21 protein-coding genes are annotated in these 23,042 nt (G+C 64.4%); 12 read left to right on the top strand and 9 right to left on the bottom strand.

Annotation, left to right across the window (positions count from 1 at the left end; genetic code table 11):
* The first annotated feature begins 86 nt into the window (after positions 1 to 86).
* A complete protein-coding gene (locus NHH88_13075) occupies positions 87 to 1,652 on the top strand; it encodes an ABC transporter substrate-binding protein (GenBank protein USX16652.1) in 1,566 nt (521 codons plus the stop codon).
* A gap of 50 nt (positions 1,653 to 1,702) precedes the next feature.
* Here NHH88_13075 and NHH88_13070 read toward each other — a convergent pair whose 3' ends face one another.
* The gene (locus NHH88_13070) at positions 1,703 to 2,368 is read right to left on the bottom strand and encodes a haloacid dehalogenase type II (GenBank protein USX17336.1); all 666 of its coding nucleotides are present in this window, start codon (positions 2,366 to 2,368) and stop codon (positions 1,703 to 1,705) included.
* A 227-nt stretch (positions 2,369 to 2,595) separates the two neighbouring features.
* On the opposite strand from NHH88_13070, the gene NHH88_13065 reads away from it, so the two are divergent.
* Positions 2,596 to 3,525, top strand: coding sequence for a glyoxylate/hydroxypyruvate reductase A (locus NHH88_13065; GenBank protein ID USX16651.1), 930 nt, complete (start codon positions 2,596 to 2,598; stop codon positions 3,523 to 3,525).
* 134 nt (positions 3,526 to 3,659) lie between these two features.
* Here the strand turns inward: NHH88_13065 and NHH88_13060 are convergent, their stop codons facing one another.
* From NHH88_13060 to NHH88_13045, 4 genes are all read right to left on the bottom strand, one after another.
* Entirely contained in the window at positions 3,660 to 4,037 is a 378-nt protein-coding gene (locus NHH88_13060) for a hypothetical protein (GenBank protein ID USX16650.1), read from the bottom strand.
* 16 nt (positions 4,038 to 4,053) lie between these two features.
* Positions 4,054 to 4,806 carry a DUF4198 domain-containing protein gene (locus NHH88_13055; protein USX16649.1) on the bottom strand — a complete coding sequence of 251 codons (753 nt, stop codon included), beginning with the start codon at positions 4,804 to 4,806 and terminating at the stop codon, positions 4,054 to 4,056.
* 17 nt (positions 4,807 to 4,823) lie between these two features.
* Positions 4,824 to 6,986 carry a TonB-dependent siderophore receptor gene (locus NHH88_13050; GenBank protein USX16648.1) on the bottom strand — a complete coding sequence of 721 codons (2,163 nt, stop codon included), beginning with the start codon at positions 6,984 to 6,986 and terminating at the stop codon, positions 4,824 to 4,826.
* A gap of 220 nt (positions 6,987 to 7,206) precedes the next feature.
* Complete coding sequence (locus NHH88_13045) at positions 7,207 to 8,694, bottom strand: aldehyde dehydrogenase family protein (protein ID USX16647.1); 1,488 nt, start codon at positions 8,692 to 8,694, stop codon at positions 7,207 to 7,209.
* Between the two features lie 315 nt (positions 8,695 to 9,009).
* On the opposite strand from NHH88_13045, the gene NHH88_13040 reads away from it, so the two are divergent.
* From NHH88_13040 to NHH88_13005, 8 genes are all read left to right on the top strand, one after another.
* Entirely contained in the window at positions 9,010 to 10,284 is a 1,275-nt protein-coding gene (locus tag NHH88_13040; GenBank protein USX16646.1) for an FAD-binding oxidoreductase, read from the top strand.
* A gap of 9 nt (positions 10,285 to 10,293) precedes the next feature.
* Positions 10,294 to 11,250: an ABC transporter permease gene (locus tag NHH88_13035; protein ID USX16645.1), complete on the top strand. Its 957-nt coding sequence runs from the start codon at positions 10,294 to 10,296 to the stop codon at positions 11,248 to 11,250.
* A 59-nt stretch (positions 11,251 to 11,309) separates the two neighbouring features.
* On the top strand, positions 11,310 to 12,107 hold the full coding sequence (locus NHH88_13030; GenBank protein ID USX17335.1) for an ABC transporter permease: 798 nt from the start codon (positions 11,310 to 11,312) through the stop codon (positions 12,105 to 12,107).
* The gene (locus NHH88_13025; protein USX16644.1) at positions 12,104 to 13,960 is read left to right on the top strand and encodes an ABC transporter ATP-binding protein; all 1,857 of its coding nucleotides are present in this window, start codon (positions 12,104 to 12,106) and stop codon (positions 13,958 to 13,960) included. The genes NHH88_13030 and NHH88_13025 overlap by 4 nt, the downstream gene beginning before the upstream one ends.
* Positions 13,957 to 14,265 (top strand): (2Fe-2S)-binding protein, encoded by a 309-nt coding sequence (locus NHH88_13020; protein USX16643.1) that lies wholly within the window; start codon positions 13,957 to 13,959, stop codon positions 14,263 to 14,265. The genes NHH88_13025 and NHH88_13020 overlap by 4 nt, the downstream gene beginning before the upstream one ends.
* Positions 14,247 to 15,623 (top strand): FAD-dependent oxidoreductase, encoded by a 1,377-nt coding sequence (locus NHH88_13015; protein USX16642.1) that lies wholly within the window; start codon positions 14,247 to 14,249, stop codon positions 15,621 to 15,623. Before NHH88_13020 ends, NHH88_13015 begins: the two co-directional genes overlap by 19 nt.
* Complete coding sequence (locus tag NHH88_13010; GenBank protein USX16641.1) at positions 15,624 to 16,787, top strand: FAD-binding oxidoreductase; 1,164 nt, start codon at positions 15,624 to 15,626, stop codon at positions 16,785 to 16,787.
* A gap of 144 nt (positions 16,788 to 16,931) precedes the next feature.
* Positions 16,932 to 17,114 carry a DUF3606 domain-containing protein gene (locus NHH88_13005; protein USX16640.1) on the top strand — a complete coding sequence of 61 codons (183 nt, stop codon included), beginning with the start codon at positions 16,932 to 16,934 and terminating at the stop codon, positions 17,112 to 17,114.
* A 16-nt stretch (positions 17,115 to 17,130) separates the two neighbouring features.
* Here NHH88_13005 and NHH88_13000 read toward each other — a convergent pair whose 3' ends face one another.
* Genes NHH88_13000 through NHH88_12985 form a run of 4 tightly spaced genes read right to left on the bottom strand, consistent with a single transcriptional unit; the run spans position 17,131 to position 21,434 of the window.
* Complete coding sequence (locus tag NHH88_13000) at positions 17,131 to 17,448, bottom strand: DUF3325 domain-containing protein (GenBank protein ID USX16639.1); 318 nt, start codon at positions 17,446 to 17,448, stop codon at positions 17,131 to 17,133.
* A complete protein-coding gene (locus tag NHH88_12995; protein ID USX16638.1) occupies positions 17,441 to 18,976 on the bottom strand; it encodes a PepSY domain-containing protein in 1,536 nt (511 codons plus the stop codon). Before NHH88_12995 ends, NHH88_13000 begins: the two co-directional genes overlap by 8 nt.
* A 9-nt stretch (positions 18,977 to 18,985) precedes the next feature.
* A complete protein-coding gene (locus tag NHH88_12990) occupies positions 18,986 to 19,282 on the bottom strand; it encodes an iron uptake protein (protein ID USX16637.1) in 297 nt (98 codons plus the stop codon).
* A 1-nt stretch (position 19,283) separates the two neighbouring features.
* A complete protein-coding gene (locus tag NHH88_12985; protein ID USX16636.1) occupies positions 19,284 to 21,434 on the bottom strand; it encodes a TonB-dependent receptor in 2,151 nt (716 codons plus the stop codon).
* Between the two features lie 270 nt (positions 21,435 to 21,704).
* Here NHH88_12985 and NHH88_12980 point away from each other — a divergent pair, with 270 nt between their 5' ends.
* A complete protein-coding gene (locus NHH88_12980; GenBank protein ID USX16635.1) occupies positions 21,705 to 21,887 on the top strand; it encodes a DUF3606 domain-containing protein in 183 nt (60 codons plus the stop codon).
* A 79-nt stretch (positions 21,888 to 21,966) separates the two neighbouring features.
* Positions 21,967 to 22,947 carry a hypothetical protein gene (locus NHH88_12975; protein ID USX16634.1) on the top strand — a complete coding sequence of 327 codons (981 nt, stop codon included), beginning with the start codon at positions 21,967 to 21,969 and terminating at the stop codon, positions 22,945 to 22,947.
* The last annotated feature ends 95 nt before the right edge of the window (positions 22,948 to 23,042 follow it).

The raw sequence follows: 23,042 nt of genomic DNA, 5'->3' as shown, positions 1-23,042 counted from the left end.
GTGCGCTGGCGGCCACGCGAAACGCGACAATTCCGCGACATAAATATGATGTAATAACATTCATGACCAAGCTCAGAGGCGCATCGATGAATTCCACGCTTTCCCCGCACCAGAATCCCGCCTCCCCCCTGTCCCGCCGCGACATGCTGCGCCGTCTCGCCACCGGCGGCGTGATGTTGTCGGCATCCGGCCTTCTGTCGGCGGCGCCGGCCCCGCGCAAAGGCGGCCAGCTGACCATCGCCACCCAGTCCAGCTCCACGGCCGACACGCTCGATCCGGCGCGCGGCGCGCTGTCGACCGACTATCTGCGCGCGCATATGTTCTTCAGTGGCCTGACCACGCTCGACGTGCACCTGGCGCCGCAAATGGCGCTGGCCGAGGAGATGGCCACCGACGACGCGATCACGTGGACGGTCCGCCTGCGCAAGGGCGTGGTCTTCCACGATGGCAAAGCGCTGACCTCCGCCGACGTGGTCTATTCGCTCAAACGCCATAGCGATACGGCCATCGGCTCCAAGGTGCGCGGCGTGGCGCAGCAGTTCGCGTCGGTGCGCGCGATCGATCCGCTGGTGGTGGAGATCACGCTGACCGGCGCCAACGCCGACCTGCCGGTGATCCTGGCGACCTCGCACTTCGTCATCATCCAGGACGGCACCACCAGCTTCACCACCGCCAACGGCACCGGCGCCTTCCGCTGCAAGGAGTTCACGCCCGGCGTACGCACCATCGGCGTGCGCAATGAAAACTACTGGAGACCGGGCCTGCCCTACCTCGACGAGGTGGCGCTGTTCGGCATACCGGATGAATCGGCGCGCATCAACGCGCTGCTGTCCGGCGATGTCGATTGGGTCAACGAAGTCAATCCGCGCTCGACCAAACGGATCAACGGCGAACCCGGCTACATGGTCCTGGAAAGCCAATCCGGCCTTTACACCGACCTGGTGATCCGCCAAAACCTGGGCTTCGGCCGCCATCCCGATTTCACGCTCGGCATGAAATATCTGATCGACCGCGAGCAGATGAAGCGCGCCGCCTTCCGTGGCTATGCCGTCATCGGCAACGACCAGCCGCTGGCGCCGAGCAACCGCTTCTACTTCGCCGGCCTGCCGCAGCGGCCCTACGATCCGGACCGCGCCCGCTACCACCTGACGCGCGCCGGCGCGTTGGGCCAGACCTTGCCGCTGGTGGCCTCGGTGGCCGCCGCGGGTTCCGTCGACATGGCGATGCTGATGCAGCAATCGGCCATGAAGGCGGGGCTGAAGCTGACGGTCAAGCGCATCTCGGCGGACGGATACTGGTCGAACCACTGGATGAAATCCCCGATGGGCTTCGGGAACATCAACCCGCGTCCTAGCGCGGACATGCTGTTCACGCAGTTCTTCAAGTCGGACGCGCCGTGGAACGAATCGGGCTGGCAAAACGAGCAGTTCGACCAGCTGCTGTTATTGGCGCGCGCCGAAACCGACGAGGCAAAACGCAAGCAGTTTTATGCCGACATGCAGGTGCTCGTGCACCAGAAGTGCGGCATAGGCATCCCGCTGTTCATCAATAATCTGGAAGCCTTCAGCAGCAAGGTGCGCGGCGCCTCCTCGCATCCCCTGGGGTCCTTCATGGGCTATACCTGCGCCGAGCAGGTCTGGCTGGAGGCATAAACGAAAAGCGGCGCCCGAGGCGCCGCTTGAAATAGTCCGCAAGCGGTCCGTTACAGGCCGACCAGTCCTGCCAGGCCGCCGATGTCGCTGATTTCCTGGTATTTGTAGAACGGCGTCCCGGGCTCGTGGCCGCGATTGACGAAGGCCTTATCCTTGATGCCGATGTCGTTGGCCGACATCAGGTCGTAGCGCATCGACGACGACACGTGCAGGAAGTCTTCCGGCTTCGCATCCAGTTGATCGATCATGTACTCGAACGCGGTCAGGCGCGGCTTGTAGGCCTTGGCCTGCTGCGCGCTGTAGACGCGGTGGAACGGCACGCCCAGGTTCTTCACGTTGTGCACCAGTTGCGCGTCCATCGCGTTCGACAGAATCACCAGCGGGATTTTGTCGGCGATCTTGGCCAGGCCTTCGGTCACGTCCGGGTGCGGTCCCCAGGTCGGGACGGCGGCGTAGATCTCGGCCACGTCGGACTCCCGGAACGGCACCTTCCAGCGGTTGGCGGTGCGCAGCACGGAGTTATAAACCACTTCGTAGTACGGCTTCCAGTCGCCCAGCACCTCATCGTAGCGGAAGGCCGAGAAATCCCTGCAGAACTGATCCATGTCGTCGGCGCTGATACGGTCGGCGAACAACTTGCGCGCCATCGGCGACATCTGGAAGTAGATCAAGGTGCCGTAGCAATCGAAGCTGATGTATTTCGGTCTGAAGGTGATGCTCATGGTTGCCCTTTCGTTGATGATGGTCTGATATCGCGACATATCCATGATATCCAACCTGGCGCCGCCAGAGGTGCCGACTATGCCCTCGCCCGCGCAGCAAAACGGCTTTTATGCGGGCCGAATCAGCACGATTTGCCGCGTGGCGCCCGCGATAACCGCAGCTAATACCGCCGGCTCTCTTTATACTGTAACCTCCATAGAGCACCACGGGGAACGTATTCATGAGTGTATTGTACCGATCGGACGCCGCCCGCACGCAGGTCTGGGCGCGCTTTTTCGCCACCCGGGCGCCGGATATCGATTTCCGCACCTGGCCTGACAATACTGGGGATTTGAATGACGTCGAGTACCTGGTCTCGTGGCAGGCAGGCACGGAATTCCTGGCGTCGATGCCCAACCTGAAGGTGCTGTTCGCCTCGGGCGCCGGCATCGATCATATCGATTTCAGCGCCGTGCCGGAACACGTGACGGTGGTGCGCATGGTCGAGCCGGGCATTGTCAACGGCATGATCGAGTACACAACCATGTCGGTGCTGGCCTTGCACCGTAATCTGCTCGACTACGCGGACATGCAGTCACGTGCCGAATGGCGGCCGATTCCGGTAATGCCGGCGTCGACGCGCACGGTCGGCGTGATGGGACTGGGCGTGCTGGGACAGGCGGTGTTGGAGCGGCTCGGCGTTTTCGGCTTCCGCCGGGTGGGCTGGAACCGCTCGCGAAAAAACCTCGACGGCGTAGAATGCTTCGCCGGCGACGGCAGCTTGTCCGAATTTTTGAGCCGTTGCGACGTGCTGATTTGCCTGCTGCCGCTGACCGACGCCACGCGCGGCATCCTCGGCGCACAATTGATGTCCCGGCTGCCGCGCGGCGCGGCGCTGATCAACACCGCACGCGGTCCGCATCTGGACCACGACGCGCTGCTGTCGGCGCTGGATTCCGGCCATTTATCGCGCGCCATCCTCGACGTCACAGATCCGGAGCCCCTGCCGGAAGATCACGCACTGTGGCGCCATCCCCGCGTGTTGATCACACCGCACATCGCCAGCATGACGCAGCCAGATACGGCGGCCCCGGTGCTACTGGCGAACCTGCGCCGGCACATGGCCGGCGAGCCGCTGCAAGACGTCGTCGACCGGCAGCGCGGGTACTAGTGCCACCAACCGAAACCTCATCTAAAACACGTAGGGCGGATTAGCGTAGCGTAATCGGCCATGCATGCGCTGCCGACGGCGCATGCATGGCCGATTACGGCGTTCCGCCTAATCCGCCCTACGTGTTTCCGGGGTCATTTCACGTCGAAGGTGGTGCTGACGCGTGTCTTCTTGTCCGCCATCGTCAACAGCGCCGACACTTTTCCGGCTTTGGCGGCGCCAGGCGCCTTCGCTTCCAGCTTATTGCCGCCAGCCGGCTTGAGCGCGAACTCCTGCTTACCCGCCGCAGTCGCCAACGTCACCTTCCCCGTCACTTCGGCACTCGGCATATCGTCGCCATCATCCTGCAGATACAATTCGACCTGATCGCCCTTCACCACCAGCTCCAGCCAGGTTTCACCGACAGCCTGCACAAGCCCGCCATGATGCGCTACCGGCGTTCCGTGCGCAGCTGCATAACCACTTGTCAGCGCGGCCACCGCAAGCACCATTGTGCCCAAGATCTTCTTCATCGTCGCTCCCTCCATGTCATTCAGGTTTATGTGCCAGCACGAACGACAATGTCGCCAGATACTCGCTGCTGTCAAACTTAGCCGGCTGCTCGGAAGGCCCCCGATAGATCGCCGCGATCACGTTCAGCCCCTGATTGCGTACTTTAATGGTGACGGTGCCATCGGCGCCCGACAACACCGGTTCCGCGTCGGGATCGTTCACCATGTCCTGCAACACCTGCGCGCCGGCCAGCGGCTTACCCTTGAACAGTACCCGCAGCTTGATCGGCTCCCCCAGCATCGCCGGCAGCGCCGCCTCCACCGGAACGATCTGCAAAATCTGATTCGGCAAAGGTCCCAGCGGCTTGCTCAACGGTTTACGCAGATGCACCGCATATTTGTAGGTATGCTCGCTGATGATGTACTTGGGGATCTCGTCCCTGCCCTTTTTATGGAAGACGCCATCCGGCGTCTTGGTCCACGTGCCGTTATCCAGAACCGCCGTCACGACCGCCGGCTGATTATCCAGATTGACCAACACCAGCCGGCCATCCGGCTGCAACGAGGTCTCGACCGGCTTGCCCTCGGCGTCATACCCGCCGACGCTGGTCACCTGCGGCAGCCGCTTGAGCGAATCCAGATCGTCGGCGCCCACGCCGTACAAGAACGCCAGTTGTGTGGCGCGCTGAGCGAACCAGATGCCGTGCGCATGGGCCGGCGCCACAGCGACAACAGCGGCGAACAAGGCAGCCGTGCAAACCGCGCAGGCCATTTTTTTCAATGTCATCATGCTGGCGATGCTCCTATTCAGAATTTGTAGTGCAGGTTCAAGGTCGCGGTGCGATCGGTGCCAGGCGATACCCACAGCTGGCTATACGAACTTGCGTAGTACTGTTTGTCGAACAGGTTATCGACGTTCAGCGACAGGCGTAGCTTCTTGGTCGGCGACCAGGACGAGATCAACCTGGCCGTGGTGTAAGCGGGCAGCTTGAAATTGCTGGAGACAGCCACGTCGCCCAAGCGCTCGCCCACGTAATTGAGTCCTCCACCGATGGTCGCCTTGCCACCGGCGACGTCGAACGCCTGCGTCAGCACGATGGTGGCGCTCTGCCTCGGCACGTTCGGGAAACGGCTGCCGGTGCGGATCGTGTTATCGCCCTTGGTCACGGTGGCGTCGGTGTACGCGTAGGCCGCCGATAGTCGCAGGTTGCGCGCGATCTCGCCCGACAGATCCAACTCGATGCCCTTGCTGCCCACCTCACCGGCGGAGATCGAGAAGTCGGTGTTCGCCGGATTGGTGGTCAGCACATTCTCCTTGGTGATCTTGTAGACGGCCAGCGTTCCGGTCAGCTTGCCGTCGGCCGACTCCAGCTTCGAGCCTACTTCATAGGATTTGCTCTCCTCAGGCGCGAAGGCCTGGTTGTCGATGCTGATGCCGCTGTTGGGACGGAAGCCCTTCGAGGCGGTCGCGTACAACGACAGCACCGGCAATGGCTGATACACCAAGCCGGCGCGGGGGCTGGTGGCGCTCAGCGACTGCTTGTTCGACGCGCCGTTGCGGAAGTTCGTCACCGTCTGGTCGTAGCTGTCCCAGCGCACGCCCAGCAACGCCTTCCATTGGGCGGTCAGGTCGATCTGGTCCTGCGCGTAGACGGCGTGCGCACGCTGTTCCTCCTTGGTGTTGATCGACATCGTCATCACGTCGGAGACGCCGCCGTAGACGGGATTGTAGATATCGATCGCGTAGGGGAAAGCGGCGCTCGGATTGCGGCGCAGCTGGATGCGGCGGTCATTGAATTTGTAAGCATCGACGCCGACCAGCACATTATTCGTCACCGGCCCTGTGTCGAACTTGCCGACGACCTCGATGCGGCCGGAAGCGTCGATGGCCGTGTAATCGCGGCTGCGGTGCTGGCGGCGCACGGTGCGGCCGTCTGCCTGCAGCGCGCTCGCTTCGCTGGACGCGCCTTTCAACTCGCTGTCCCGGTACGAGACGCCGGTTTGCAGCTTCCAGCGTTCATTGAATTCATGTTCGACGAAGACCTGGTGGCCCAGCGATTTCACGACCGTCGGTCCGTCCGCCGGCTCGCCGAGGAAGCGCGAATTCGGGATCAGCCCCAGCACCCCTCCAACCGCCAGCACGCCCCGGTCGAACGGCACGCGCTGCTCGCTGGCCTCGACCTCATAGGAAACGCGGGTATGGTCGCCGATCAGCCAGATAAATGACGGCGACAGGAACGAGCGTTCGGTTTCGATGGTGTCGCGGAAGCTGTCGCCCTTCTCGTAGGCGCCATTCAAGCGATAAGCCAGGTTCTCGCTGATCGGACCTGTCAGGTCGAGCGCGGTGCGGTAGGTCTGGTGGCTTGCAATCGAAACGTCCAGTTCATACGAAGGTTCGAAGCGTGGCTTCTTGGTCGTGATGTTGACGGTGCCGCCAGGTTCGCCGCGCCCGTACAGGGCCGACGCGGGTCCTTTGAGCACCTCCACGCTGGCGGTGCCGGCCGAGTCGCGCAGGCCGTTGTAGCCACGGCTGGAGCTGAAACCGTTGACCAGGTAGTCCGAGCCGAAATTGGGATCGCCGGTGAAGCCGCGCATCGCGTAGCTGTCCCACAGGCCGCCCAGGTTACTCTGGCGCGAGATGCCGCTGGTCAGATCGAGCGCGCTGGCCAGATTGGTCACGCCGACATCGCGCAGCAGGTCGGCCGTCAGTACGCGCACGCTTTGCGGCAGGTCCTTGAGCAGGGTATCGGTCTTGGTCGCGCCGGTCGCCGACAGCGCGCGGTAGTTCTGGCGCGAGCCGCTCACCACCACCACTTCCCTGCCGGCCGGCGAATCGGCCTGCCCCGCGCCCTCCGCCGACACATCTACGACAGCGTCGGCGGCGCCGGGATCGGCATCCGCCGCAAGGGAAGACAGCGGATAAGTCGCGGCCAGGAACAGGGCCAAGGTACAGTGACGAGTGGGATACATGACGAACTCCTGGTAAGGTGTGGAGGTACTTGTTTATGCGTCTACTGAGTTCGATTACAACATGCGCACCCCACCGGTTTGTCCTGTAATCACCTTGTCACAAAACAGAAATATTTGTTTTGCCGCCTGCAATCAGCACAGCTTGCTGACCTGAAGCCACCCGCACCGCCACGGTGCCGCGCGCGCCGCGATGCGCCAAAGCGGCGCGGCCCGGCGCCCGTTATTGGCGCATGAAATCGACCAGCACCGTCTTGTAGCGCAGGTTCGCCTCGTACGATTGCCGGCCCAGATCCTTGCCCATGCCCGAGCGTTTGAAGCCTCCGGTCGGCAGCACGTAATCGTCGCTGCGGCCGTAGCGGTTGATCCACACGGTGCCCGCCTCCAGCTCGCGCGCGCAGCGCAGCGCGCGGCCGATATCGGCGGTGTGCACGCCGGCCGCCAGTCCGTATGCCGGATGATCGCCCAGCGCCAGCGCCTCGTCGTCGTCGTCGAATACCTGCACCGTCATCACCGGCCCGAAGATCTCGTCGCGCACCGCCTCCATGTCCGACCCGACGCCCGTCAGTATCGTCGGCTGATAATAGCCACCCTCGCCTTCGACCTCCGCCAGCCCGCCGCCGGCGGCGATATTGGCGCCCGCCTCCACCGCGCGCCGCACCACGCCATCGATGCGCAGCGCGTCCTTGCGGCTGATAATAGGCGACAGTGTGGTGTCGCCGCTCCACGTGTGGCCGGGCCGCAGCGCCTTGAACGCCGCCGCGATGCCATCCACCAGTTGGTCGGCGACGCCGCGCTGCACAATCAGGCGCGATCCGGCCACGCACACCTGTCCGGCGTTGCCGGTGATGGCGCCGGCGACCATCTTCGCCACCCGGTCCAGATCCGGCGCGTCGGCGAACACCAGCTGCGGACTTTTACCGCCCAGCTCCAAGGTCACGGGCTTGGTGCCGCTCTCCGCGCATGCAGCCATGATAGCCGAGCCGGTACGGGTGGAACCAGTAAAAGTCACCTTGGAGATGCGCGGATGACGCACCAGCGCATCACCTGTGGTGCGGCCGTCGCCCTGGATTACATTGAATATCCCGGCAGGCATGCCGGCGGCGATCGCCAGCTCCGCCAGGCGGATCGCGGAAAACGGCGTCAACTCGGACGGCTTGAGCACCACCGCGTTGCCGGCGGCCAGCGCCGGCCCTATCTTCCAGGAGGCCATCACCAGCGGGAAGTTCCACGGCGCGATGGCGCCGATCACACCATACGGCTCGGCGATGGTCATGCCCAGCGCGTCGCTGCGCGTGGCCGCCACGTCGCCACCCACCTTGTCGGCGAACTCCGCGAAGAAACGCAGTCCTTCGGCGGTGAACGGAATATCCCAGGCCACGGCGTTGGCGATCGGACGGGTAGAACCCACCGCCTCCAACGCGGCCAAATGCGCCACATCGGCCTCGATCAAATCGGCCCAACGCCGCATGATGCGGGCTCGCTCGCGCGGCGCCTGGCGCGCCCAGTTACTTTTTTTGAAAGCTTGCCATGCGTTTTGCACGGCCATATCCACCACATCGGCATCGGCCACCGGCAGGCCGGCATAGACATGGTTATCGGAAGGTCGGCGCACATCCAGGTCGAGCGCCGCCCCTTGGCCCGCCACATGGACGCCGCCGATGAAATGAGAACTGGAGACCTTCACCAGGTCCGGATTGAAGCTGTGCATAGGGCGTATCCTTTTGATAAGTGGAATAAAAACTGCATAACCCCATGCTAAGCGCGGGAGCGCAGCATTTAATGCCGCCGGTCCGGCCGTGGATGGCGCAAGCTTGTGTAGTTTTGGGCGCAGCCGCCGTTCCTGCTGCGAGGCGCGAGAAGGGACGGCGGCGCTGCTCGAGGGGTGCGGGAGGCGCAGCAATCTGTGCTGCCGACGGCGGGCAAAACCGCGCATTCTGTCTCCCCGGCGCGAAAATTCAGGATATTGCGCAGGCGTGGCTATGGTGTAATGGTTTTAACAAAACGTCCAACCAAGGATAGATGCATGAAGCTTGAATCGTACTGGCTCGACACGGCGCCACGGTTTCTCGGCGCCGCCAACGGACCTGTCCCTCCAAGGGCGGACGTTGTCGTCGTTGGCGGCGGCTTTACCGGGCTGTCGGCGGCGCTGGAGCTGGCCAGGCGCGGCGCGTCGGTGATCCTGCTCGAAGCGGGCCGCATCGCCGGCGAGGCGTCGGGGCGCAACGGCGGCCAATGCAATACCGGCCTGGCGCACGACTACGCGGACCTGTCGACCCGCCTTGGCGAGGGCCGCGCCCGCGCCTACTACGAAGCCTACGACGCGGCCGTCGTCACGGTCGAAGAGATCATCGCCGCCGAAGCGATCGATTGCGACTTCCAGCGCTGCGGCAAACTCAAACTGGCGGCCAAGCCGGAACACTACGAGAAGCTGGTGCGGGTTCACGAGCGCCTGCGCACCAGCGTCGATCCGAACGTCGAACTGGTGACGCCGGAGCGCATGAGCGACGAAATCGGTTCCAGCGGTTTTTACGGCGGCCTGCTACAGCGACAGGGCGCGCAGATGCATATGGGTAAATTCGGCGTCGGATTGGGGCAGGCGGCGGTGCGTGCCGGCGCCCGGGTCTACGAGAACGCGGCGGTGCAGGCCATCGAGCGCACCACCGGCGGCTTCCGGCTCAAGTCCGCGCGCGGCGACATCGAGGCCGCGCAGGTGTTTCTGGCCACCGGCAATTCCAGCCTGGGGCCGTTCGGCTACTTCCGCCGGCGCCTGGTATCGGTCGGCAGCTTCATCATCGCCACCGCGCCGCTGTCGCCACAGTTGATCAACGAGATCACGCCGACCCGCCGCAACTACGTCACCACCAAAAACATCGGCAACTACTTCCGCCTCACGCCGGACAACCGCCTGCTGTTCGGCGGGCGCGCGCGCTTCGCGCTGTCGAACCCGAAATCGGACACCAAGAGCGGCCGCATACTGGCCGACACCATGGTGCGCCTGTTCCCGCAGCTGGCCAACACCGGCATCGACTACTGCTGGGGAGGACTGGTGGACATGACGGCCGACCGCCTGCCGCGCGCGGGCGAACACGAAGGCATGTTCTACTCGCTGGGCTACAGCGGCCATGGCGTGCAGATGTCGGTGCACATGGGCCGCCAGATGGCCGACATCATGGCCGGCAAAAAAGAGAGCAATCCGTGGCGCGACCTGGACTGGCCGGCGATCCCCGGCTACTCCGGCAAGCCGTGGTTCCTGCCGATGGTCGGGGCGTGGTACAAGCTGCAAGACATCCTGCACTGAGGCGCGACGATGAATACCACCATAGTCAAACTCCTCCTCAGCCGCCTCGGCATCGGCGCCCTCACCTTGCTGATCGTCTCGATCGTCGTCTTCGGCATCACCAACCTGCTGCCCGGCGACGCCGCCCAGGAGTCGCTGGGCCAGGCCGCGACTCCGGAAGCGGTGGCCGCGCTGCGCGTGCAGTTCGGCCTCGATCAGCCGGCGCCGCAGCGCTATGCGCACTGGCTGATCCAGATGCTGAAGGGCGATGCCGGCGTCTCACTGGTGAACGGCCAGGCGATTTCCGCGCTGATCGGCGACCGTCTGCCAAGCTCCCTGGTATTGGCCGGCGCCACGGCTGTGGTCTCGGTGCCGCTGGCGCTGTCGCTGGGCATACTGTCGGCGATGTTTCGCGGCTCGCGCTTCGACCGGGGCATGAACATGCTGGCCGTGTCCCTCGTGTCGGTGCCGGAATTCCTGATCGCCACCTTGGCGGTGCTGCTGTTCGCGGTCAAGCTGCGCTGGCTGTCGGCGCTGTCGCACACGGCGGACATCGAGACACTGGGCCAGTTCCTGCGGGCCTACGCCATGCCGGTCTTCACGCTGTGCTGCGTGATCGTGGCGCAGATGGCGCGCATGACGCGCGCCGCCGTCATCGACCAGTTACGCTCGCCCTACGTCGAAATGGCGCGGCTCAAGGGCGCGCGTCCCGTGCGCATCGTGTTGATGCACGCGCTGCCGAACGCCATCGGCCCGATCGCCAACGCCGTGGCACTAAGCCTGTCGTACCTGCTCGGCGGCGTGCTGATTGTCGAAAGTATCTTCAACTACCCCGGCATCGCCAACCTGATGATCGACGCCGTCACCACCCGCGACATTCCGCTGGTGCAGGCCTGCGCGATGATCTTCTGCGGCGCCTATTTGCTGCTGGTGATGCTGGCCGATATCTGCGCCATCCTGTCCAACCCGAGGTTACGCAATCTATGAGCAGCTCCACCCTTGCCTCCTTCCCGTTTGTCCGCGCGGTCGCCGGCGCCTGGTCGACCATGTCGCCGGCCGCCCTGCTCGGCCTGGCCATCGTGGTCTTCTGGCTGATCGTCACGCTGGCCGGTCCATCGCTGTCGCCGCACGACGCCTCGGCCATCGTCGACCCGGACGTCTTCGGCTCCATCAGCTGGCAGTTCCCGCTCGGTACCGACTACCTTGGCCGCGACATGTTGAGCCGCATCCTGTACGGCGCCCGCTACACGGTGGCGCTGGCGCTGGCGGCGACCGTGCTGGCCAGCGCCACCGGCACGCTGCTCGGCCTCTACGCGGCGGTCGCCGGCGGCTGGTTCGACGCCTCCCTGAGCCGCGCCCTGGACGCGCTGATCTCCATCCCCAGCAAAATGTTCGCGCTGATGATGGTGGCGTCGTTCGGTTCCTCGGTGCCGCTGCTGATCATCACCGCCGCCCTGGGCTTCATGCCGGGGGCCTACCGCATTGCCCGCGCGCTGGCCGTCAACGTGCAGGCGCTCGACTTCGTACAGGCGGCCAAGGCGCGCGGCGAAGGCATGGCCTATATCGGCTGCGTCGAGATCCTGCCGAACATGATCCGTCCGGTGCTGGCCGACTTCGGCCTGCGCTTCGTGTTCACCGTGCTGCTGTTGTCCGGCCTCTCGTTCCTGAGCCTCGGCGTGCAGCCGCCGGACGCCGACTGGGGGTCGCTGGTGCGCGAGAACATTGGCGGCCTCAGTGAAGGCGCGCCGGCCGTGCTGATGCCGGCGCTGGCCATCGCCAGCCTGACCATCGGCGTCAACCTGCTGATCGATAACCTGCGCGGCAAACGGAGGGACGCACGATGAAGCCATTGGTACAAGTGGAAGGCCTGCGGGTGGTGGCGCGCAACGACGCCGGCATCGAATTCCCCATCGTCAAGGGCGTCGATTTCGCCATCAATGAAGGAGAGGTGTTGGCCCTGATCGGCGAATCCGGTTCCGGCAAGACCACCATCGCGCTGTCGCTGATGGGCTATGCGCGCAACGGCTGCCGCATCGCCGGGGGCAGCGTGCGGATCGGCGACAAGCAAGTGCTGGAGCTCGACGACGCCGGCCTGTCCGGCCTGCGCGGACGCACAGTCGCCTACATCGCGCAAAGCGCGGCGTCGTCTTTCAATCCTTCGCGCACCCTGATGGACCAGGTGGTCGAAAGCGCCGCCATCCACCGCACGCTGACCCGAGCCAAGGCAGAAGCCAAGGCGGTGGAGCTGTTCCGCGCCCTGGCGCTGCCGGATCCGGAGCATATCGGCGCGCGCTATCCGCACCAGGTGTCGGGCGGCCAGCTGCAACGGGTGATGGCGGCGATGGCCTTCATCACCGACCCGGCGCTGGTGATCCTCGACGAGCCGACCACCGCGCTGGACGTGACGACGCAGATCGAAGTGCTGCGCGCCTTCCGCAACGTGGTGCGCCAGCTCGGCACCACGGCGGTGTATGTGTCGCACGACCTAGCGGTGGTGGCGCAGATGGCCGACCGCATCGTCGTGCTGCGCGACGGCGAGATCCGCGAGAACGGCGAAACCGCGCAAGTGCTGGAGGCGCCGGCCCACGACTACACCCGCTGCCTGCTGGCGGCGGCCGAACCGGTGGAACGCGATATCGGCGTCATCGCGTCCGAGCCGGTGCGCATGCCGGTGCCGCTGCTGCAAATTCGCGGCCTCTGCGCCGGCTACGGCCCGATCGGCCGCGACGGCCTGCCCGCCAAGCGCATCCTGACCGACATCGACCTGACCATCGAACGCGGCGCCACGGTCGGCGTCATCGGCGAATCCGGCTCCGGCAAAACTACCTTAGCGCGGGTGGTGGCCGGCATGGTGCCCAGCGCGCGCGGACAGGTACTGCTGGACAACGCGCCGCTGCCCGACGGCAGTCATGGCAGGACGCGCGAACAGCACCAGCGGGTGCAGTTCGTGTTCCAGAACGCCGACACGGCGCTCAACCCGGCTCATAGCATCGGCGCCATCCTGGCGCGTCCATTGAGCTTTTATCTGCATCTGCGCGGCGACGCACGCCGCAAACGCGTGCTACAGCTGCTGGACCTGGTCAAGCTACCGGCTTCCATCGCCGATCGCCTGCCGGGCGAACTGTCCGGCGGCCAGAAACAGCGCATCAACCTGGCGCGCGCGCTGGCGGCCGGGCCGGATTTGATCCTGTGCGACGAAATCACGTCCGCGCTCGACACCGTCGTCGCCGCCGCCATCCTCGACCTGATGGCGGAACTGCGGCGGGAATTGAAGGTGTCTTACATGTTCATCAGCCACGACATCAACACCGTGCGCGCCATCTGCGACGAGATCGTGGTGCTGTACGCCGGCCAGAAGGTCGAATCGCGGCCACGCGCGGCGTTGGGCGACGCGCCCTTCCACCCCTACACGCATTTGCTGGTATCGTCGGTGCCGAAGCTGGAGATGGGCTGGCTCGACACCGTCTGCGCGCGCGGCGCCGCCCATCTTCCTACGCTTGCTCCGCTGCCGGCCGTCCCGGACGCCGCCTTGTGCGGCTTCCTGCCGCGCTGCGGCGTGCGTATCGATGGTTTGTGCAACCGCCTGCCGCCGCCACGCCAGCAACTGCCCAATGGCGGCGAGATACTCTGCCATCACACGCCCGCCGCGCTGATCCCGCTGCAAGCGCCCCTACAACGTTTTGAGGAAGTCGCATGAATCCACGCTTTGTCCGGCTGGCGGAAACCGTCCGCGCGCCGGTTCACTTCTACATCGACGGACGCCCCGCGCAGGCGCTGCACGGCGACACGCTGCTGGTCGCCATCATGAGCGTCGCCCGCACCTTGCGCAGTTCCGAATTCGACGACGGGCGCCGCGCCGGTTTTTGCCTGATGGGCGCCTGCCAGGATTGCTGGGTATGGACCGAGCAGGGCGACCGTCTGCGCGCCTGCTCGACCGAGGTGCGCGACGGCCTGCGCATCGTCACACGGAACACGGAGGCGGCATGGCTCAACCAGGCGTAATCATCATCGGCGCCGGCCCGGCCGGCGTACGCGCGGCCGAGGAACTGGTGGCCGCCGGCCTGCGTCCCATCGTCATCGACGAGGGTCGGCGCGACGGCGGCCAAATTTATCGCCGGCAGCCGGAACATTTCACCCGCAGCTATGAGTCGCTGTACGGCAGCGAAGCCGCGCGCGCGCAAGCCGTGCACCGAAGCTTCGACGCCCTGCGCGACAAGATCGACTACCGGCCCGAGACGCTGGCGTGGAATATCTCCGAAGGCCACCTGCACGTGGTCAGCGACCACCGCACCGAAAAGCTGCCCTATTCGGCGCTGGTGGTCTGCTCCGGCGCCACCGACCGCCTGATGCCTGTGCCGGGATGGGAGCTGTCCGGCGTGTTCAGTCTCGGCGCGTCGCAGATCGCCCTTAAATCGCAAGGCTGTTCCATCGGCGGCCGGGTGGTATTCCTCGGCAGCGGCCCGTTGCTGTACCTGGTGGCGATGCAGTACCTGAAGGCCGGCGCCAACATCGCCGCCGTGCTGGATACCTCGCGCCTGCGCCACCAGATCGCCGCTCTGCCCAAGCTGCTGGCGCGCCCGCGACTGCTGCAACAGGGTTTGTCGTACATCGCGGCGCTGCGCAAGGCCGGCGTGCCGGTGCTGTCCGGGATAACGCCGGTTTCCATCGGCGGTAGCGCGGAAGAAGGCGTCACCGGGCTTTCCTACCGGGACGCCGGCGGCGCGGCGCATACATTGGCGTGCGACGCCATCGCGCTGGGCTATCACCTGCGCCCGGAAACCCAGTTGGCCGACTTGGCCGGCTGCGCCTTCCGCTACGACGACGAGACACGCCAGTGGTTCCCGCAGGTCAGCATGGAAGGCCGCAGCTCCGTGGCCAACGTCTACCTGGCCGGCGACGGCGCCCGCATCCTCGGCGCCGAGGGCGCGGAGAACGCCGGGCGTCTGGCCGCACTGTCCGCGCTGGCCGACCTTGGCCACGCCACGGACGCCGGCCGCGTCGCCGCGCTGGGCCGCGAACAAGCCAGGATGGAATCGTTCCGCCGCGGTCTGGTGCAGGCCTTCCCGTGGCCGGCAACGCAAGCCGCCGCCCTGCCCGACGACACCATCGTCTGCCGCTGCGAATGCATCACCGCCGGTGAATTGCGCCGCGTCGTCAACGACATGGGCGCGCACGAGGCCAACCGCGCCAAGGCCTTCAGCCGCGTGGGGATGGGACGCTGCCAGGGGCGCTACTGCGCCAACGCCGGCGCCGAGATCATAGCGCACGCCGCCGGCGTGCCGCTGGAGCGGGTCGGACGGCTGCGCGGCCAGGCGCCTGTCAAACCATTATCCTTCCGGACCCGCGAGGAGCAGAGTTAAATGAGCAATCCAACACAGGCCGACGTCCTGATCATCGGCGGCGGCATCATGGGCGCCTCCACCGCCTTCTTCCTGCGCCAGCGCGGCGTCTCCGTCATTCTGCTGGAGCGCTGGCTGGTGGGCCAGCAGGCAAGCGGGGTCAATTTCGGCAACGTGCGCCGGCAGGGACGTTTCCTGTCGCAGCTGCCGCTGGCCAACCGCGCGCACCGGGTGTGGCTGCGACTTCCAGAACTACTGGGCGAGGACGCGGAACTGGTCCGCGCCGGCCACCTGCGCTGTGCCTACGGCCAGGAAGGCGCGGACCGGATGGAGGTCTACGCCCGCGAGGCGCGCGACTACGGCCTCAATCTGGAACTGCTGTCGACCGCCGCGATGCGCAGCCGTTATCCCTTCCTAGGGCCGGAGGTGATCGCCGGCTCGCTGTCGGCGGAGGACGGCCATGCCAATCCCCGTCTCGCGGCACCGGCGTTCGGCCGGGCGGCGGCGCGGGCCGGGGCGCACATCCACGAGAATACCGAGGTCAAGTCGCTGTCGAAGGACGGCGTGGATTTTCGCGCCGTTTGCGCCGACGGCCGCGAGTTCACCGCGCCCGTGATGCTGGTCTCCAGCGGCGCCTGGGGAGCGAAGATGTCCGCCCAGTTCAACGAGCCGGTGCCGCTGGTGGTGCGCGGCCCGCAGATGGCGGTGACCGAGCCCATGCCCTACATCGTTGGACCGTCGATCGGCGTCGCCGCCACCACTTTGGAAGAGACGCTGTACTTCCGCCAGGTCAAGCGCGGGAACATCGTCATGGGCGGCTGCGGGCGCTCCAATTCGACCACGGAGCCGCGCACCGCGCCGGTGCTGCCAGAGCACACGCTCACGCAGTTCAAGCAGATGGCGCGCCTGGCGCCGGTGGTGACGAAACTGAATATCATCCGCGTATGGAGTGGCGTGGAAGGCTATATGCCGGACGACCTGCCGGTGATGGGTCCCAGCGCGACCACGCCGGGGCTGCACTACGCCTTCGGTTTTTGCGGCGCCGGCTTCCAGATCGGACCCGGTGTCGGCGAAACGATGGCCGAGTTGATCGCCACCGGCGCCACCGACACGCCGATCGCCCCGTTCAGCATCGCGCGCTATGCCACCCCGGCCCAGGCGCCGGTCGCGCAAGCCGCGGCGTAACCTTAGCGGAAAAACAAGCAAGGATCTCTCAAATATTTTTTGCGCCTTTTGTCATCCGAATCGGCATCCCATGCGTTATAGCAGTGCAGGACAACGCAATCGGTGCCATTTGATCAACGTCGCACTATCAATAAATGAGACATCATGCAAGCATATCAAAACGCCAACGAAGCGGATTTCCGCTGCCAACATACGATTAATCCCAACCTGACGCAGGCCGTGCGCTATTGGGCTAGTGAGTTCGACGTGCCGCCATCGAAGCTGCTCGAAGTGGTCCGCGAAGTGGGCCGCAACCTGCTCGAAGTGCGCAAACGCCTGTCGACCTAAGTCGGACAGCGACTATTCACCGAAAAGCCAGCGCGCGCAGCCAACGTGCGCGCCAGCTCAGCGTGAAGGCTACCGCCATCGCGCCGGCCGCCGACAGCAGCATCCACAACACGGTCCCGAAACTCGGGCCGTGGCCCCACAGGCAAAGCGCGTACGCGCAGGCCAGCACACACGCCGCCCACCAGCGCCAGCGCCGCAGCACATGCGCGGCCGGCGGGGTTTGGTCGGCATTGCCCGGCAGCGCGCGCCAGTGCCCCTCCTGCGACAGCGCCAGCCAGGCGAATGCCACATACGACATCGCCGCCGCGCCCAGCATGGTCAGCGACTCAAGCACCTTGTATCCTCCCGACCTTTAGCCTCCTGACCGCCATCAGCGCCAGCAAAGCGGTACCCATCAATCCCAAGTCCATGCCGGCGACGGCAAACTGGCTTTGCGCCAATGCCTTGAGCACATGCTCGCCAGTCGTGGCCCAATTCGAGCCCACCGCCAGCACAGCTAACCCGGCGATGGCCCACAACTGCTCGCGCCACGCGCAAGCCCGCCGCCACCAGGCGTGACAAAACGCCAGTACCCACACCACATAGAACACGCGGATTTCCATCCCCGCGCGATCCACTCCCGCGTAGCCTGCGTCCGCCGGCAGCAAACGATTGGCGACAAAAAAGGCCAAGGTCGCCAGCAAAATACCGGTCACGCTGCCGATGGTCAGGCCTTCCACGATCGCCACCCCGGCCAGTCCATGCTTCGCATGACGGGCACGCCGCCCTTCCAGCCAGAATAAAAAACCGGTGGCTATCATCACACAACCGGATATGCCGCCAAAAAAGTACAGCCAGCGCAACGTCCAACGCTCGAAGCGGACGAAGTGCAAACCCGAGAAAAAGCGCTGCACCGTCATCACCGGTCCGGCCTCGAAGCGCGCGAGCACTTCGCCGGTGGTGGCGTCGAAATAGATCTGGTCGAGGTTCATCGTCATGTCGTGCGCATAAGAGCGGCGCAATTCGACGTAGCTGTTGGCGTCGCCCGGATTCCACACCCGCACAAAATACGGCTGGCCGCCCCGCCACTCCCGCTCCGCGCGTTCGCGCATGGCGTCCAGCGACGCCAGGGTCCCTGGCGCCTTCGCCGGTTTGCGGGTGTAGCGCCCGTAGGCCTCCGCCGTGAACGCCGCCTTGTCCTTCGCGGTACTGCCATAGGCGCCGTAATACGATTGCGGAAAATAGATCGTCATGAAGATGACAAGGCCCGACAGGGCGATCGCGAAATGGAACGGCAACGCCAGCACCCCGGTCAGATTGTGCAGGTCCAGGGCACTGCGCTGCCAGCGCTTGCGCGGACGGAAGGTGAAAAACTGGGCGATGATTTTCTTGTGGACGATCACGCCTGACACCAGCATCACCAGCATCGTCATCGCAGCCACGCCGACCAGCCACTTGCCGATTTCCATCCAGTTCAGATGCAGGTGATAATGGAACGGCACGATAAAGCCAGTGGCGCCGGCAGATCCCTGCGGCGGCAGAAAGGCGTAGCTGGACGGGTCGAGCAGACGGGCATGTTCCACTCCGTCGGCGCCGCGATAGGAGAACTCCATCACCGGCGCGCGCGCGGTGGGCAGATCGACGCGCCACTGCCGCGCGCCGGCCGGCACGCTGGGCAGCACCGCTTGCGCGATGCGGTCCAGCGAAGGCGCCGTCGTCGCCTCCCGGACCTCGAGGCGCGTATCGGGCAGCATCCAGCGATCGATCTCGTTACTGAAGACGCTCAATGTCCCCATCCAGAAGATGGCGAACAACAGCGCGCCGATCGTCACGCCTGCCCACGTGTGCAGCGCCGCCATCGATTTGGTGAAGGTATCGCCCATCCCCGCCCCTCAGGCCAGCAAGCGCCATAGCGCCCACATGACGGCCGCGCCGCAGCAAAAGGCCAGCCACAGGCGGCCCACATGACGCACGCTGAAGCCCCACAGCAGCAACGCCAGATACAGCACAAACCCGAGCATCGCCGCCAGCGCCACAGCCTCCGAGCGCGCCATGCCTGCGCGGGACAGCGCCACCGCGCCGACGGCCACCGTTAACGCCGTCAACGCATAGCCACCGCCGACCGCGCCCAGCACACGCAGCGCTGTGACGGCGGCGCGCGGCATAAGGCCGGGACGCTGGTCGGACATATCAGAATCGCAGCGCGTAGCCGAGGCTCACGGTGCGTCCGCGACCCGCGAAGTAGCGCCTCGGCTCCACCAGCGCGCTTTGCGAGTAGTACGTGATGTAACTCCGGTCGAACAGGTTGGCCATCGACATGCGCAGTTCGCCATTTTTCCCGAGCTTGTAGTTGGCGCTCGCATCGACCAGCGTGTAGCCGCCGAACTCCTTGGCCGGATCGTCGAACGACTGGCTGAACGCGTGCTGCGCCTGCACGAAGGTCGAGAACTTGCCGTTCCAGTCCGCGCTCCAGGTGGCGATCAGGCGATTCGGCGCCACGTTCAGGCCATCCAGCTTGGCGTCGAGCGTACCGTTTTCGTCGCTGTCGTAACGACCCTTGGTGTAGGCGTAGGACAGCTTGGCGCGTTGCGCCTTGGTGAAGCGGTGGCCCAGGCTCAGGTCCACGCCCTCGATGCGCGTCTTCTCGCGCGCCATCATGAAGGCGCCGTTGATCGGCACCACGCGCGTGCCGAAATCGGAATCGGAGCGGAACAGGCTTGCATCCAGATCCCAGGCGCCGCTGTGATAGCGTCCGCCCACTTCCACGCTCTTGGTGAGGATCGGCTGCAGGTCGCGCATGTTGGCCACGCTTTGGCCGACGGTGTTAATCGAGCGGAGCACGCGGCCGATATCCGGCATGCCGAAGCCCTCCGAGTAGCTGGTGAACAGCGACACGTCCTTGACCGGATTCCACACCAGACCCGCGTTCATCAGCGTCTCGTTGAAATCGATGGTGCCGCCCTGGACCAGCACGCGCCGGTACTGCGCCAGCGTGCGATAAGTGTCGATCTCCAGATCGGCCTTCTCCTTGCGCACGCCGGCGTGCATCGTCAGCGTATCGAGCAGTTTGTATTCACCCTGCAGGAACAAGGACAGGTTGCGGTATTCGGATTGCGGCACGTAGGTGCGGCTGGTCAGATACAGGTCCTGCTTGCCCTTGTCGAACAGCGTGTCGAAACCGACGGTCAGCTTCAGGCGGCCGTTGAGCAGATCGTCGCGGCTCAGCCCCACTTTGCTGCCGTACTTGGAGGCGACCGAGCGCGATTGATCGTACAGCGTGCCGGTTGGCGCGATCAGCGGGTCCTGGAAGGTCGCCGAGATATCCGCGCCGAACAGGCCCTCGAACTCCTGGTTGAACACCATCGCCGACAGCTCCATGCCCGCCAGGTTGGCGTGGCGGTAGCTCAGGCTCGAGGTCCACACGTCGTTCCACGGCGCCGTGCCGGGCGGCGTGCCCTCGATGGAGGTGGTGGGAATGCCGCGCACGCGGTCCCCCGCCACGGCCAGGTAGCCGGCCTTGGATTTGATCTTGTAGCGGTTGACCGAAACCTGCAGGCGCTGGTCGTCGTCGATCCAGTAGCCCAGCTTCGCCAGCACATCGTAGGTGCGCGAGTCCATCAGATCGCCCTGCGTGTTGTCGGTGCCGATCGAACGGCCCTTGCCGTCCAGGTACAGGCCCTGGTCCTCGTAGGACAGGGCGAACAGGTATTCGAACTTGTCGTTGCGGCCATCGAGGCGATAGGCGGTCTTGTAGCTGGCCGTCTCCGAGCCCACATCGCTGGTCGGCAGTGTGGTCTGCACGTCGATCGACTGGTTGAACGCGCCCTTCTCCGGGCGCTTGGTGATGATGTTGATGGTACCGCCGGTCGCGCCCAGTCCATTGATCGCGTTCGCGCCCTGCACCACCTCGATCCTCTCCACCATCGAAAAGTCGATCGTGTGCGCCTCGCGGCCGGTCGGCCGCATCGGGTTCGATTGCGGCACGCCGTCGACCAGCAACAGCGGCGTGCGGCCGCGCAGCGTCTCGCCGGAGCCGTTCATCTTGCCGCGACTCGGCGTATAGGAAGGCAGCACGCTGCTCAACACATCGGAGGAATTGCCCGATATCGCCATCTGGCGCTCGATCTCCTCCTGCTTGATGATGACCACCGTTTGCGGCGCCTGGTTGGTGGCGATATTGGAGCGCGAAGCCGACACCAGCACCGCCGGCACGGCGGCGTCGTCAACCGCCTTCGCGGCGACTTGGGCGGAGGTGTGCGGCGCCGACAAGGCGGCGACCACGGCGATGATGGCGCCCGGCAAGCGCGCGCGCGGATACAACGTGGGATTCAGGGATTTCACAGGGCTTGGCTCTCCGGTACATGGAACCACCCGTACCGACCAACATGGGTCAAGAAGAAATCCGAGGAAATCGCCGGCGATCGGTGGGCAGATGGTGTGCTGGCTAGCGCCGGGAAACGCGCGTGGCTTGCAAATAAGAATGATTACCATTATCAGGAAATCTTTCTGTTTGGTCAAGCGCCCGATTTGCAGCCATAAGTGCGGTAATACACGGTAGAGCGCCCGAATCGCTGCCACCATTGTGAAACCCGATACTATTTATTTAACATCATGCAGCCACACCCTAGCTCCAGTCCGGCGGACTTCCGCTTCCAGACCACCATCAATCCTAAGCTCACACAAGCGGTGCGCTACTGGGCCGACGAATTCGATGTCCCGCCGGCCAAGTTGCTCGAAGTGGTGCGCGAAGTGGGCCGCAACGTCTACGAAGTGAGGCGACGGTTGTCCGCATAGATTTATAAAAGCACAACCCACATTCAATTAGGTTAAAATTCCAAGTGGAAATATTCATTAACCAATTGCAGGGACGTGCATGTTTGCCGATGGCGACACACCGGTTTTTCTTACCCGTTTAGGCCTTACTTCCGATACTGACAAGCAAGCAGTGCGGCGGGCCTATTCGCACGAACTCAAACAGATCGACCAGGAAACCGACGCCGCGAGCTTCCAAGCGTTGCGCGAAGCCTATGATGCCGCGCTGGCGTGGCTCGATCGAGGGCCGGTTGGCAATGTCAATAATGCGACCGTGCCCGACTTTCGTCCCCGCCAAGCGGCGGTCAGGTTTCGCTCTGCACCACCATCATCCATCCAACTGCAGCAAAATCCAGAAGACGCGGCGCAACTTGCAGCGGCTGTATTCGCGAACTTCGAGGACGTATGTGGCCGGCTGTCGACTAGCCTGCACGCACAAGAAGAATTTTATTGGGAAGCCGCGTTAGAACGGCATCGCACAGACAGCCGGTTAATCAACCTGGAGGCACGAACAATGTTCGAAAGTCTGCTGGCGAGGCGCCTCGCGGCGGGATGGGCACCGGGAAATAAAACGTTGCTGGTCGCTGCCGCCAAACTGTTCGGATGGATGGCTGACAGACGCGCTCTAAGACTGCTCGGTCATTCAGGCTTTCTAGTAAATCAGGCGCTCGAAGAATACCTGATGTATGCGGCACAGCCCGCAGACGAAATACTGGTTCAGGGCGAAATACTCCAACGTCTGAGCGATCAGGAAACTCCTGACGACCTACAACTCGGCATAGACATGCCATTTTTGGAACTTATGCTATTGCGCTTCCCCACATGGTTACCAATGGTGGTGGATGAGCGCACCATCAACGTGTGGCGGCGCATCCACTTGGCCAATTTCGGCATGAAAATAGGTGTCGAAAAAGATCGCCACGCGAAGCTTATAGAAAGATACAGACAGCCGGCCTTGAGCCTGCGTGAAATTTGTCTCACATTATTATTAATGGTTGCGGCCTTCGTGGCGCTCCTGCTGATCCGCACTCCAACTAGCTAAACGACAAAGGAGAAGTCGAGGCCGCGAACAATATGCATTCTTCCGGCGTTCCCGAATTTGAGAGCGAGATCAGGTCAACAAAAAAGTTCCTTTAG

The sequence above is a fragment of the Oxalobacteraceae bacterium OTU3CAMAD1 genome, assembly GCA_024123915.1.
In the GTDB taxonomy this organism is placed as follows: Bacteria; Pseudomonadota; Gammaproteobacteria; order Burkholderiales; family Burkholderiaceae_D; genus Rugamonas.
The sequence above is the reverse complement of the archived record's forward strand: the minus strand, read 5'-3'. Positions and strand labels throughout refer to the sequence as shown.

Excerpts from the sequence above, each read along its gene's own strand:
- NHH88_13055 (USX16649.1), bottom strand. The coding sequence starts at position 4,806 with ATGATGACATTGAAAAAAATGGCCTGCGCGGTTTGCACGGCTGCCTTG.
- NHH88_13075 (USX16652.1), top strand. The coding sequence starts at position 87 with ATGAATTCCACGCTTTCCCCGCACCAGAATCCCGCCTCCCCCCTGTCC.
- NHH88_13005 (USX16640.1), top strand. The coding sequence starts at position 16,932 with ATGCAAGCATATCAAAACGCCAACGAAGCGGATTTCCGCTGCCAACAT.
- NHH88_13025 (USX16644.1), top strand. The coding sequence starts at position 12,104 with ATGAAGCCATTGGTACAAGTGGAAGGCCTGCGGGTGGTGGCGCGCAAC.
- NHH88_13015 (USX16642.1), top strand. The coding sequence starts at position 14,247 with ATGGCTCAACCAGGCGTAATCATCATCGGCGCCGGCCCGGCCGGCGTA.
- NHH88_13030 (USX17335.1), top strand. The coding sequence starts at position 11,310 with ATGTCGCCGGCCGCCCTGCTCGGCCTGGCCATCGTGGTCTTCTGGCTG.
- NHH88_13040 (USX16646.1), top strand. The coding sequence starts at position 9,010 with ATGAAGCTTGAATCGTACTGGCTCGACACGGCGCCACGGTTTCTCGGC.
- NHH88_13065 (USX16651.1), top strand. The coding sequence starts at position 2,596 with ATGAGTGTATTGTACCGATCGGACGCCGCCCGCACGCAGGTCTGGGCG.
- NHH88_13060 (USX16650.1), bottom strand. The coding sequence starts at position 4,037 with ATGAAGAAGATCTTGGGCACAATGGTGCTTGCGGTGGCCGCGCTGACA.
- NHH88_12975 (USX16634.1), top strand. The coding sequence starts at position 21,967 with ATGTTTGCCGATGGCGACACACCGGTTTTTCTTACCCGTTTAGGCCTT.
- NHH88_13050 (USX16648.1), bottom strand. The coding sequence starts at position 6,986 with ATGTATCCCACTCGTCACTGTACCTTGGCCCTGTTCCTGGCCGCGACT.
- NHH88_13035 (USX16645.1), top strand. The coding sequence starts at position 10,294 with ATGAATACCACCATAGTCAAACTCCTCCTCAGCCGCCTCGGCATCGGC.
- NHH88_12980 (USX16635.1), top strand. The coding sequence starts at position 21,705 with ATGCAGCCACACCCTAGCTCCAGTCCGGCGGACTTCCGCTTCCAGACC.
- NHH88_13020 (USX16643.1), top strand. The coding sequence starts at position 13,957 with ATGAATCCACGCTTTGTCCGGCTGGCGGAAACCGTCCGCGCGCCGGTT.
- NHH88_12995 (USX16638.1), bottom strand. The coding sequence starts at position 18,976 with ATGGGCGATACCTTCACCAAATCGATGGCGGCGCTGCACACGTGGGCA.
- NHH88_13045 (USX16647.1), bottom strand. The coding sequence starts at position 8,694 with ATGCACAGCTTCAATCCGGACCTGGTGAAGGTCTCCAGTTCTCATTTC.
- NHH88_13010 (USX16641.1), top strand. The coding sequence starts at position 15,624 with ATGAGCAATCCAACACAGGCCGACGTCCTGATCATCGGCGGCGGCATC.
- NHH88_12990 (USX16637.1), bottom strand. The coding sequence starts at position 19,282 with ATGTCCGACCAGCGTCCCGGCCTTATGCCGCGCGCCGCCGTCACAGCG.